9 protein-coding genes are annotated in these 13,016 nt (G+C 53.0%); 4 read left to right on the top strand and 5 right to left on the bottom strand.

All coding sequences use genetic code 11. From position 1 onward, the window contains the following. Window positions 1-47 precede the first annotated feature (47 nt). Window positions 48-551, bottom strand: a complete 504-nt coding sequence (locus KOR42_RS07615; RefSeq protein ID WP_146508486.1) for an MEKHLA domain-containing protein — start codon at window positions 549-551, stop codon at window positions 48-50. Between the two features lie 278 nt (window positions 552-829). Between KOR42_RS07615 and KOR42_RS07620 the strand changes: the two genes are divergently transcribed. Together KOR42_RS07620 and pheS are read left to right on the top strand one after the other, a co-directional pair. Continuing rightward, window positions 830-1,339 (top strand): DUF1499 domain-containing protein, encoded by a 510-nt coding sequence (locus KOR42_RS07620; RefSeq protein WP_197440956.1) that lies wholly within the window; start codon window positions 830-832, stop codon window positions 1,337-1,339. A gap of 161 nt (window positions 1,340-1,500) precedes the next feature. Next, a complete protein-coding gene (gene pheS, locus KOR42_RS07625; RefSeq protein WP_146508488.1) occupies window positions 1,501-3,030 on the top strand; it encodes a phenylalanine--tRNA ligase subunit alpha in 1,530 nt (509 codons plus the stop codon). Window positions 3,031-3,135: 105 nt separating this feature from the next. Here pheS and KOR42_RS07630 read toward each other — a convergent pair whose 3' ends face one another. Then, window positions 3,136-4,884, bottom strand: a complete 1,749-nt coding sequence (locus KOR42_RS07630) for a hypothetical protein (RefSeq protein WP_146508490.1) — start codon at window positions 4,882-4,884, stop codon at window positions 3,136-3,138. A gap of 427 nt (window positions 4,885-5,311) precedes the next feature. Here KOR42_RS07630 and typA point away from each other — a divergent pair, with 427 nt between their 5' ends. Further along, window positions 5,312-7,123: a translational GTPase TypA gene (gene typA / locus KOR42_RS07635; RefSeq protein WP_146508492.1), complete on the top strand. Its 1,812-nt coding sequence runs from the start codon at window positions 5,312-5,314 to the stop codon at window positions 7,121-7,123. Between the two features lie 199 nt (window positions 7,124-7,322). On the opposite strand, the gene KOR42_RS07640 is transcribed toward typA, so the two are convergent. Next, a complete protein-coding gene (locus KOR42_RS07640) occupies window positions 7,323-8,303 on the bottom strand; it encodes a potassium channel family protein (protein ID WP_146508494.1) in 981 nt (326 codons plus the stop codon). 470 nt (window positions 8,304-8,773) lie between these two features. Continuing rightward, window positions 8,774-9,880, bottom strand: coding sequence for a DUF6263 family protein (locus KOR42_RS07645; protein ID WP_231740760.1), 1,107 nt, complete (start codon window positions 9,878-9,880; stop codon window positions 8,774-8,776). Window positions 9,881-10,230: 350 nt separating this feature from the next. On the opposite strand from KOR42_RS07645, the gene KOR42_RS07650 reads away from it, so the two are divergent. Next, on the top strand, window positions 10,231-11,472 hold the full coding sequence (locus KOR42_RS07650; RefSeq protein WP_146508498.1) for an NAD(P)/FAD-dependent oxidoreductase: 1,242 nt from the start codon (window positions 10,231-10,233) through the stop codon (window positions 11,470-11,472). A 209-nt stretch (window positions 11,473-11,681) separates the two neighbouring features. Here the strand turns inward: KOR42_RS07650 and KOR42_RS07655 are convergent, their stop codons facing one another. After that, a complete protein-coding gene (locus tag KOR42_RS07655) occupies window positions 11,682-12,716 on the bottom strand; it encodes a DUF1573 domain-containing protein (protein WP_146508500.1) in 1,035 nt (344 codons plus the stop codon). Window positions 12,717-13,016 lie beyond the last annotated feature (300 nt).

The following is a 13,016-nucleotide window of genomic DNA, read 5'->3' on the forward strand; positions in this document are numbered from 1 at the left end:
GAGTCGACACAGTCGGCGCGAGAAGGCGAAGCGTTTCGGCACCTCGTTTAATCGGACGGCTTTGGTGTCGATTCGTTCTCGTCGAGCCATTCCCACTCAGAAAAAGTGGCCGCCTGTCCGCGGTAGTTGTTCTTGAAGTCGATGAGATTCCAGACCACTGCCTGACGGATCAAAAATCGCCGGCCGTTCTGGCTGATTCGAATCCCGGAGTAGTCATCGACATAGCCGTTCTCGGTTGTTCGCTTGAGCAACCGTTTGCGTTCGTCACGATGCATCGGCTCCGCGGTCATCCGGGAAGGGGTGTTGCACAATGTTGCGACATCCATTTCCCACAGGTCGAGAGCGACTTGATTTCCGTAGTTGAGAACGGGATCGGGGCGATAGTCATGCGAAACGACCACGAACGGAGAGAGGAAGAGAGTTTTCGCCTGATCCAACTGGCTTCCCTCACGCGGGATCAGTTCCTTCTTCAAGTACCGTTCATAAGAGTCCAGCATCAACTGTGTGTGAGCGACCCAGTTGCGTTTTATCCACAGAGAATCTTGAGACATCTTCAACTCGACTTAACTTCCACGACCATCGCACGTTTGCGGACTGACAACCTGGCTGTCAGATATCGTCGGACTCTCGGCAATTTGCCATCTCAATTCAAGCGCACACTGGTCAATTCCATCGCTCGTTGAGTTCAGGAATCCCCGCGAGTCGAAGGCACAGGCGAAGCGCGTGGTTGCAGGAGCGGACTCCTCGGAGTACTTTTCAGGCAGGTGGATCATTTCAATCGAGAATCCGCCGCAAACCGAATTCACTGCACTCACTGGAAGAGCAAACCGTGAAGAAACGGACTTTCCGCATCGCGATCATCGCCATCGCTCTTCCCGTCATTGGATTGGCATTCCTAAGCATGACCTCAAGGCGTCCTGATCATCTTGGTGTCGTCGACGGAAAACTCGCCCCGCCTCCAAGTTCCCCGAACTGCGTTCAAACTCAAACAGATTCCCCCGAACACAAAATGTCTCCGTGGGAATATTCCGGGACTGCGGCCGAAGCGAAGGCGAACCTGATCACCATCCTTGAAGAGCTTCCGCGAACGAACATTGTGGAGTCGACCGAGACCTATCTTCATGCCGAGGCCAAAAGCCTGCTGTTTCGATTTGTCGACGATGTCGAGTTTCTGATTGACGAGCAATCTCAACTCATCCACTTTCGATCCGCTTCAAGAGTCGGCAGTTCTGACCTTGGAGTGAACCGGAAACGGATGGAGGGGCTGCGTGATCGATTCACGAGCCTGCAATCGAAGACTGCCGACGCATCCTCGGATGCGAACCCTCAACCCGAATAGTACGCGGCCCAAACACCTCATCGTCAAGCTGCTTCACCAGTTTCGCTCGCTGGCCGAATTTCACCTCGAACAGCCGCACTGTTCCACTTGGTCAGTTTCCTGCTACAGTTCTCAAATTCTTACCCTTACCGGTCAATAGATAGCGGCAACGAACAGGAATCATGGCTGAGACACTGCAACTCGACGAATTTTCGTACTCCGTCTGGGAAACGTTAGCCAAGCACGAGGAGATCGGGCTCAACGAACTTGCAGCGGCTCTCAAATCTGATCAGTCGCGGGTGCTCGTTTCGATCCAGGAAGCGGCCAATCAAAAGTTCGCGACGATTTGCGAAGAATCGTTTGATGAACTCATCCCCTCTTCGGAAGCTGTTTCACTGGTCAATGAAGGATTGCCGGAACGAAAAGCGCTGACGCTCCTTCTCGAATCGAACGGAGAGTTGGGAACCGGCGACTTCGCCAAGGCAGCCAATCAATCCGGGATTGCGGTCAACGACGTGTTTCGCTGGGGAACCGCGCGAGGCTGGATCGAACGCGACAAGCAGGGAGTCCGAATCACCGATTCTGGCCGGAAGGCAGGCGAAGGTGAAAAGGATGTCGACGAAGTCGCGATTCTCGAAGCGGCTGGTCAGCCGACATCTCTCGAAAACGCTCCGGAAGCTGCCCGAATCAAACAACTGCTGGGCAAGCGAAATGAACTCGCCAAAATCAAATCGCGAAATCGAAGAACGGTCTCGCTGACTGCTGAAGGGCGAAAACTTCTGGAATCCGGCAAGATCTCTGTGAAGAAGGAGCGGAATCTCCTCTCCGCTGAAGACATCCGAAGCGGAGCATGGAAGGAGATCACACTACGGCCTTACGATGTGACTCTCTCTGCGGAGACAGTCCGGCCGGCCAAGGTTCATCCTCTTCGGAAAATCATCGAGCAAACCAGACGTGCTTATCTGGAAATGGGATTCACGGAAGTGGTCTCTCCGATGGTGGAGTCGTCGTTCTGGAACTTCGACGCACTTTTCCAGCCGCAAGATCATCCTGCCCGCGATATGCAGGACACATTCTACATGGCCAATCCCGCGACGACAGATTTGCCTGACGATGCAGAACTGGTCGATCGCGTTCGCCATGCTCACGAAGATGGCGGCGACACAGGTTCGGAAGGCTGGGGGTATCGCTGGTCGCCCGAACGCGCGAAGCAAGTTGTCCTGCGAACACACACCACAGCTTCGACCATTCGAGCTTTGGCCAGACATCCCGAACCGCCACTGAAAACGTTCTGCGTGGGATGGGTCTGCCGAAACGAGACGATGAGCTACAAGCATCTCCCAGTCTTTCACCAGGTCGACGGAATTGTCATCGACAAGAACGCTTCTCTGGCAACATTGCTCGGAACCCTGGAAACCTTCTACATGAAGATGGGCTTCCAGCAGGTCAAATTCAAACCCGCTTTCTATCCCTACACCGAGCCGAGCGTGGACGTTGTCGTTTACCTCGAAAGCCGAGGGAAATGGATCGAAATGGGTGGCTCCGGAATTTTCCGTCCGGAAGTGACCGAACCGCTTGGCTGCAAGCATCCCGTGATGGCATGGGGGCTGGGAATGGAACGACTGGCTATGATTCGATACGGCCTCTCAGACATTCGCGAGTTGTATCAGGGACGAATCGAAGCCCTGGAAGAAATGGCACTCCACCAGTAATTCTTCCCGCTTGAACAGCTACTCTTGCTGCAAAATCGAGGGTGTCCCGCACTGTTGTCGCACTTGGATCTTCGAGGTGCGAAACGAAAAAGTGCTGCAAAGCGACTAAGCTGCCAACCAGATGGCCGCGATCATGACAGCGATTGCCAAGACGAGCGTGACCGTCAGCTCGTTCCGGTTGGAAGAATCTTCATCCGATGGTGTTCTGTGTCGGGATTCGTCGACTAATCGCACATCATCGCACAGAGTTTGAAAAAGGCTCCCCGGAATAGCGAGCAGAAGATGGCTCAGATTCGTTTGAAAGTTCGTCGAAACCTCCTGCAGCGGCGTGAATGCTCCGCGATTCAGGAGTTCTCCGATCTTGAAATCATTGTTGAGAAGCTTCACGAGACTGCTTTCAGCGAGCGATTCGGGAACACTCAAGGTTTCCCGCCACTTCCAGACGACTCCCAGAATCCCAGCGACTGCAAGCAGCCAGACAATCGTCCCCACTGCTGATCCAACCGTTCTTCCCTCGCTCAGGAACGGCAAATAGACCAGGTATTGGAGTAAAATTCCGACGACTGCCCAAAGACACAGCCGACTGATCGACAGCTGTTTCTCCCGCAAATTCACTCCTTGGGATAGCACGCATGCGAAGAAGCTGAATGCACAAAGAGCATAGGCCACCGCAAACAGAACCGGGAGAATCAACGGAATTCCAGTTGAAGGGTCAGACGCCAAGGCGATCATCCGCTCAAGCGAACGACGAGCCCCCAAGAGCCCCAGAAAGAGCAATACTGCGGAAACGATTTGCGGTGGATTCCACGGCATCGGGAAGGCCACAACGACTGTCGGCACCATCAAACACGCAATCGCGAACACGAGACCGGTCGGTGAAGCTGCCTCTGCGAAGATCGCTGATGTGGCAACAAGACAAGCGAGGGCCAGGCTGACTCGGAACGCTCGCTGTGCCCCGGATTGAAAGATCGAAGCGGCCGCATGAATGAGAGCGGAGAGCACGAGGAGTCCTCCCAGCATGGTCTGAGATGACGAATCAATCGACAGCACCGGTTGCCAACGGAAGATTTGCGACATCGTCAACAGCACTGGAAACACCAACACGACCAGCGACGATGGGACGCCACCTCGTGCCATTCCATTCCAAAGAAGAAACGGAACTCCGCCGAGGCGAATCAGGAAAGACAGCCCCAGCCAGATCGCAGAAACGGCCAGCGATGCTCGCTGAAAGGAGTCGAGAGGAGCAATTTCAGTCACAGCTTGCAGGTCGGAGATCGATCCGATCCCCCTTATGAACGACATTCCCTGAAGTCCGATCATCGCCAGAATGTCTGCCAGCCCGAGAAGAATGAGCACATGTTTCCGGGTACCGTTTGAGGAAAATCCTGACATCCGTGTGCATTGCCACACTGAGAGCCAACAAGCTGCGCTCAAAAACATCCATTGCAGCAAAATATGATCCGCCATCACGACCAGCGAAGCGAGTGCCCACAGCAGGATCAAAGAACCGACTTCTGAACGCTTTGGGAGTTGACAGCGGCCAGCTTCAATGGAATGGGCACAGGCAATGGTCACGATGCCCCCTGCGAGTCCGAACAGTGAGAGAATGGAAAGACGATCGCGGAGCCACCATCCATCAAAAACCGCCGATAAGAAGGGCGTGCTCGCTGATGAGTTCGGCAAGACCAGCGAGGTGTGAAAAGCCAACGACAACGAAGCAAAAGCAAGCATTGATGCGACCAGAAGCGTCAATGCCCGTGAGCTTCGGGAGAACCCAAGACGAGGCAAAAACCGACCCAATCCCGCAATCACAACGCAGATTCCCAACATCATGATCGCGAAGTCAGTCGTCATTCTTAAAGTCTCACCGGGGCTGTTGCCTGTCGAGTTCGCAGGTCGCGAGTCGAAATCTGTACAGAAACTTCACAAGTGCAGTCTAGGAAAGGGTGAACTGAGCACAAGTATTCGAAATATTTCCGCAGAATTGTCTTCTTAACCTCCTTCCCGGAGACGACTTCGTTTAGTATTCCACGCTTTCGTTGGAACGAGATTGCGCGCACGTTCCGATCACAACAATGATTGCTTCCGGATTTGAGTTTGACGCACCCCAAGCGTGACTCAACACTCGCTCACGGATTCCGCTGTTTGTTATGTATCAACTGCACCCGAATTCCCGTACCAGGCTTATTCCCCGAACAAGGTTTGGAACCCAAAGGGCAACACGAACGTGACTGAATCAACTCTCCAAGCATCCGCACCTACAATCTCTGGTGATTCCTCCATGCGAAGAACGGACATTCGCAACATCGCGATTATTGCCCACGTCGACCACGGCAAAACGACGCTCGTTGACTCCTTGCTTCGCCAAGGCGGACAGTTCCGAGAATCACAACTGATCGGCGACTGTATTCTCGATTCCAACGATCTGGAGCGGGAACGCGGCATTACAATTCTCTCGAAGAACATTGCAATTCCCTACAAGGGAATCAAGATCAATGTGATCGATACCCCAGGTCACGCCGATTTCGGCGGAGAAGTGGAACGCGTTCTCCGATTGGCCGACGGTGCATTGATTCTTGTTGATGCATTCGAAGGTCCACGGCCGCAGACACGATTCGTGCTGACCAAAGCCCTCGAAGTTGGACTTCGACCAATCATCGTGATCAACAAAATTGATCGCCCTGATTGTCGTCCCGATGACGTTCTTCTCGAAACCGTCCATCTGATGGAAGAACTCGGTGCCGAAGACTCTCTGGAGATCCCATATATTTATGCCAGCGGACGTGCCGGTTTTGCTTCGCACGATTCAGAAGCCCGGGAAGGAAACATTCTTCCGCTTCTTGATCTCATCCTGGAACACGTTCCCGGTCCTGTCGCAAACGTCGAAGCCCCACTTCAAATGGCGGTCACGTCCATTCAGTGGTCCGAATTCGTCGGGCGAATCTGCATCGGCCGGGTGACCAACGGCGTCGTTCGCCCAGGAATGAACGTCGCCCTCATGAAGGCCGACGGAGTCGTTGTCAAATCATCGGTCGAAGGGGTCGAAATCTTTGACAAGCTCGGAAGAGTCAAAACAGACGAAGCCGGGGCAGGGGACATCGTCGCTCTCACCGGACTTGCAAATGCAGAGATCGGCGACACTATCGCCTCGGTTGAGAATCCGGTAGCACTTCCTCGGACCTCGGTCGACGAACCGACCCTTTCGATGGTCTTCACGATCAATTCCTCACCATTCTCAGGCAAGAGTGGGAAGTTTCTCACGAGTCGCCACCTGCGAGATCGACTCCAGCGCGAACTCGAATCGAACGTTGCTCTCCGCGTGGAAGAAGCGGATGCAAAAGAAGCATTCAAGGTCTCGGGGCGAGGATTGCTGCACCTGTCGATTCTGATCGAAACGATGCGGCGAGAAGGGTACGAACTTTCCGTCGGAAAACCCGAAGTCATTCGTCGTCAGGTGGACGGAAAATGGCAAGAGCCTTTTGAAATTCTCGAGATCGAAGTTCCGTCGACAGATGTCGGAACCGTGATCGAAATCGTCTCGGCCCGGAAAGGTCAACTCCAGGAATTGAAAGCCGGAACGGGAACGCATTCGCACGTTCAATTCCTGATTCCAGCCCGTGGACTGATCGGACTCCGAACCCGCCTGTTGAATGCTTCCAAGGGTGAAGCAGTCATGAATCACCGATTCGAGTGTTATGCGGAACTTGAAGGCGAGATTCCTCGACGAAAGAACGGTGTGCTGATTTCTCAGATCCAGGGCAAAGCGACCGCTTATGCTCTCTGGAAACTGAGCGAACGCGCTGATCTGCTGATCGCTCCCGGAACTGACGTCTACGAAGGAATGATCGTCGGAGAAAACTCACGCGACAATGACCTCGTTGTGAATCCGGTTCGCGAGAAGAAACTGACCAACGTGCGAGCTTCGGGATCGGACGACAACATCGTGCTTGAACCACCGCGAGCGATGTCTCTCGAAATGGCTCTTGAGTACATCGAGGCCGACGAGTACCTCGAAATCACTCCTGACTCGCTTCGATTGCGAAAAATCTGGCTCAAGGAAACTGACCGAAAACGCAATCCAATCCGAGGCTAAAGCAACTCATCATCTCGCAGCACTCGTCGGAACACATTTTCGATGAGTGCTGTTTTTTTGTGTCTACAGATTCGGATCACCGGTCGAAAAGAGACCTCTGAATCTTCCAGGATGCTGGGTGAAAAGATTCTCCTCGCCGGCATCAGGGAGGATTGCTTAAGACTTCGCGGTCTAAGCCTCGAAAGCAATTGCATTTGCTCTACTCAGCCTGACTCGCCAACGCGGTCATGGCGATTTGAGTGCCGAAGGCAAACAAGCTGTCGCCTTGCTCAATTTTCACCGTTCCTTCGGGAGCGATGATATGCTGCCCCGACTGGCGTCGGATTCCGATCACCATGATTCCTTTTTCGCGTAGATCGGTCTCGGAGAGTCGTCGATCGATGTACGGGCTGTCTTCGCGAATTTGCACCTCGGCGAGTTCGAGATCGTTCTCCGATCCGTGGGTGACTTCGAGAAAGTCTTCAATGCTCGGGCTCAGCATGAATCGGGCCATCTTCAACGCTCCGCTGCTGAAGGGACTGATCACGCGAGTCGCCCCAGCCCGCTGAAGCTTTAGAACCGCTCCCTCTTCGCTTGCTCGTGCAACGATTTGAATCGAACTGCACAGGAGTCGGGCCGACAAGACGACATAGACATTGTCGGCATCTGTCGGGAGTACCGTTGCCATTGAGGTCGCGCGAGAAACTCCGGCTTCCTGAAGGACGGAATCGTCCGTGGCATCTCCGTGCACGTAAAGCCAGCGTGACGCCTTGCAGATTTCCTCGAGACGCTGCAAATCGCGATCGATGACGACGAACGGCTTTCTTTTCTCTTCAAGATGCTCGGCAATGGCGGTTCCCATCCGTCCCAGCCCACACACGATGAAATGATCATTCAAGGCTTCGAGTTGGTGATGCATTCTTCTCTTCTCAAGGAGCGTGCGGATGTCTGCGTTAACAATGATCTGTCCGAGCTGAAACGCACTGTAGGTGAAGATTCCGATCCCAACCATCATATAGATGATGATGAAGACCATCCCTTCGGGAGTCCGCGGAACATCGCGAGACCCGACAGTTGTCAGAGTGATCACTGCCAGATAGGCCGCTTCCAGCCATGTCGAATCGGAGAGGGTGTGAATACCGATCGTCCCGAAGATCGTAATCCCCAGGAGCAGAACGAAGATAACCACGAGTTGTCGCATTCGACAATCAATCCCACACGCCGTACTGGGCCTGGCCCGAAAACCGTTTCTGACTCATGGAATGTTTCAAAACAGTTCCAGTTTTCAGACTTCGGGATCAACTCCAGATCATTTTTCAAAACGTTCCCACGAATTCGCACAAGCAAGAGCAACACGCTCGATCCCCATTGGCACCACGTTCGCGGGACGACTTCAGGGAATCTCGGCGATGAACGTTTCGTCGACCATTTTCATTGCTTCTCTACACTCGCCGAACCTCGTATTTCTCATTGATTGCAGCGTTCGTTCGTGTGAATCGCCGCAAACAAGAGCAAGTTGTCTTTCCTGTGCACTCGCTTGAACTCTTGCGTAAGGTAAAAAGCTGAGTTTGCTCGTGCGAGTGAGTGCACACCAAAACAAAAGATGCTCTAGAAATCAAAGGTGCTCGTAGAATAGCGAATGTCTGATTGCTGAGCGAATTCAGCGAGAGCTTACTCGGCAATCGTCGAGAGAGGATGAGCGCTGACTTTGGGATTCACGTCGCGCAGCGGATTCGATTCTCCAATTTGAACCGGAGGATGAGTGTCGTTCATTTCGCGAAAGGCTTCGACCCGTGTACGAATGCTCTTTCGCTGATTGAACTGAAGGGCTCCCTCCAGAGTGACAACCATATCGATTTTCTGAAGTGTCTCACTGCGACGAGGCAGCCCGTTATCGGTATCAATTTCCGAACTCCCGACCGTTTCGCCACCGGTCACCGTGATCCGCACGCCGGTTTCTTCATCAACTGCGACTGGCGTGGTTGACGGGGTAACTTTTCCGCGGATGTCGACAAATGCGACGCCCGAATCAATTCTCTTCAACGTGTAGACGTTGAGTGAATGCATTGGAATCGGCCGAGTCAGCGTGTAGGAACGTTCCCATTGATCCCCGGCGCGGTATCGTGGGTTCTGCGGAAGTTGGCCGATCGCCTCTCCGATGAAATCAGCCAGCCCGGCATCTCCGGAAGCTGTTTCCACTTCCAGAACGACATCGGCGTGAAACTCTTCGGGAATTCCCTGCAGCACCGATTCGACGAATTGGTCGAACTGTTCCACGGAGATAAATCGCAAGTCTTCATCCAGCCAGCAGGTAAACCCAGACTGACTCATGTTCAGAAACGCCTGCAATGTCGGTGTCAATTCTTCGGGGGGCTGATCCGAATCGAAATCGACAGCATCATCCCCAACGCGTTGACTGAAGAGGATTCGGTCGTAATCGACCCGAAGCTTCGTTCGCGAATCGACCCGGTCTTCGACTGTAAAAACGAACCGTACATCGAGATTGCTTACGACTTGTTGAGCCGGTCCCGAGAGAGAATCCTGCAGCAGTTCCTGCTCAACTCGCTTGCGGAGTGGAAACCGTTCGCCGACTTGTAGACTTTGCCCAGAACTCAAATACTCGGAAGAGGTGTCCGATTTCGGGGCAGCGGCGACTGGAGTTTCGGCGTCCCAGGAACGTTCTGGATCATTCGCCTGTTCAGGTGCTTTGCTGTCGCCGCAACCTGCGAATGCGAGCATCGCGAACAGCAGCATCCATCCAGTTAAACTCCGCATCATCAACTCCTTCGATGATTCCTTGGCCCGCGAGCGAAACCTGGCCCGTCTCAGAACTTTACGATCTGGCCGAGAATATCATTTTCGATGAAAAGAAATCCAGACCACTTTGCATGAAAACACAAGAGAGTAAAGTGTTTCACTGAAAGAACATAGTTCTCAGGAATACTGTCTGTGAAAGTGCGGATGGTGAGTTCGAATGGCATTTCGGACGAAGCCATCCGAGTTTCCTGAATGGATGCACACCGATTGCCGGATTCCAGTTGCCGCAATTGAGTGCAAGTAATTAAAGCAATCTGCGCAAGAACGTGTGTGATGAAGGGCAGATTGCTCGCGACGACCAGGAGGTTTTGATGGAATCAGGAAAACAACTGCCGGTAGCGATTCTTGGCGGCGGTCCTGTGGGGCTGGAAGCTGCCGTGGCCTGCGCGCTGGCCGGGCTGGACTTTGTTCTCTTCGAACGAGGGACGATTGCCGACAACATCCAGAAGTGGGGGCACGTTCAACTCTTCAGCCCGTTTTCGATGAATTTCTCTCAGGACGCGTGTCGCCTACTCAGCGAAAGTGGGCAAACCGTTCCGTCAGAAGGTTCTCTTCTGACAGGCCGCGAGTTTGTTGAACAAGCGCTGGCCCCACTCGCCGAGACGCTAAAACGATTCGGGCGGATCGAAGCAGACTCAGAGGTCATGTACGTCAGTCGCGATGGTCTTCTCAAGTCAGATTTGATCGGAAACAGTCAGCGACAAGCGGTGCCGTTTCGCTTGTTTGTCAAAGCGGAAAGTGGCGAGTCGACCGTATTGGCGGATGCGGTCATCGACTGCACCGGCTCCTTCGGAAATCACAACTGGATCGGAAATGGAGGCATTCCGTGCGTAGGAGAACAAAATTTCCCCGAGCGGATTCGTTACGACATCCCTGATATCCAGGGAGCCGACCGCGCCGAGTATCAAGACCGGAAGACGCTCGTCATCGGTGGCGGATATACCGCAGCGACGAATGTCGTCAACCTGTCAGAGTTGGCGAAAACCAATCCTCAGACGCAGATTGTGTGGGTAACTCGTCGCCGTTGTTCGGTTCCTGTTCCGAGGATCGCCAATGACTCATTGGTCGGTCGAGATTCGCTCGCTGTGAATGCGAATAAGCTTGCCGACGCGGACAACGGTCCGGTGACATGGATGCCGGGATATGTCGTCGAGGAAATTCAAAACGGTGTCAACTTGCCGCTGTCGGTCGTTCTTTCGAATGCTGAAAACCATGAAAGAACTGTGATCGAAGTCGACGCAATTCTCGGAAACGTTGGCTACCAACCGGATCGATCGCTGTACAAGGAACTTCAGGTTCACGAATGCTATGCATCGCTCGGACCGATGAAACTGGCCGCTGCACTCATGGGAGAAACGTCAGCCGACTGTCTCGCACAGGCATCACACGGCATCGACGTTTTACGTTCTCCGGAACCGAATTTCTTTGTTTGCGGATCCAAGAGTTACGGCCGAAGCTCGCGTTTTTTGATGCGAATTGGGATTGAACAAGTTCAGTTGGTGACTGCTGAATTGAGCAGAACACTTGCGAATCGAGAACCAGTCCAGACTTAAAGCAAGTTACTCTTTCCCGTGCACTCGCTTGGCCTGTTTCGGCAGACAGAATGTTGAGTTTACTCGTGCGGGTGGGGCAAACCAAATTCAAAAATGCTCTCAACGAAAAACGCTTTCCCTGCTTACAAAAGTGCAGGGAAAGCGTCATGAAAATGATCTGATTGTCGAACGCAGATTTTTGTGAGAGGCACGTCGGCTTCACGATTGGTTCAACTTCCGCTTTGAATGACTCCATCAGCTTCGAAGGTCAATGGGAGTTCTCGTCCAACAACGTTGACAGTGAATGTTTCCGCGAAGTTTCCGGGTTCATCCGGGACTTTCACACGGAACGGGACGACATGCACGGTTTTGGGAGTATCGGTGACCGGTTTGATTTCGAAGCAGTCAGGATGTCCATCACACTCGATACTCTCAATAACGAACGGACGACGACCTTTCACCACAACATTGAAGGGTTTTGTCTGCCCAGGAGTGAGACTTCCCAAATCAAAGTGGCTGGGGACGATTTCAATGTCTGGGGAAACGCGTCCCGAAACCAGCAGCGGAACTTCCGGCGAGCTTTTGTCGTCAGTGATTAGCAGGATGCGGTCCTGGAAATCTCCAAGCGGAGCGGACTTGTCCAGCTGAATGGTGAGTTCGTACTCGACCCGTCCGCCCGAACGGACCGTTTCGTTCAATTGGACTTTCAGGTTTTCGTCATCAACTTTGACGTCCTTGATCGCCCAGTCGCTGCGTCCGGCATACGCGACTTTGACTTTTCGTTCTGCTCCGAGCTGATAGTCAACCGCTCCAAAGTCCGCATTTCCTGGAGTTAAGACGACATCGGAACGGATGTAAGCTGTGATCGGAACGCGAACTGTCTTCGACGCGGTCCCTTTCGCTCCCCGAAATTCAAGTGTGATATCGACGTTTGAGTCTTTGCGGTGCATGAACTTGACCGTGTCCATTTCGACGTCAATTTCCGCCACGTCGCGTGTCTTCAGCAGCGATTTATTGGGTTTCGCAGCTGTGCAGCCGCAAGTTGTTCCGACATCGACGATGTAAACGTCTTCTTCGTAGAGATTGGTGACTTCGATGATATGACGCGTTTCTGCTCCGCGTGCTACGGTCCCGAAGTCGACTTTGAGATCCGAAAGCATTTTCTCAGCCCAGTTTAATTCACGCCCGGACTGAGCAAAAATTGGAGATGTCAGGGTCGAGCTGATCAAACCGACCAGCGCAACAATCAGCAAATTCCGATTCATCACAGTTTCCTGTTCTCTCCCGATGCCACGACTTGCAACTGAACCACTATTTTCAGATAGACATATTGAACGTCTGATGCGTTCCAAGCGCAGAACTCATCATCAGCATGGCAGTTTATCAAAATCAACGTCGCACAATAACAGATACATCCCAGAAATCACGAACGACGGTATCGCTGGCTCATCGTGCGAGTTGCTCGCGGAACCAATTCGTGATTTTCAATTCCAAGATGACCGCAATTCGAGCAGAATCAAACGAATCACTCGACATCACGCGGTGGCTGATCGAATTTTTTCCCA

The sequence above is a fragment of the Thalassoglobus neptunius genome (assembly GCF_007859735.1).
GTDB lineage: Bacteria > Planctomycetota > Planctomycetia > Planctomycetales > Planctomycetaceae > Thalassoglobus > Thalassoglobus neptunius.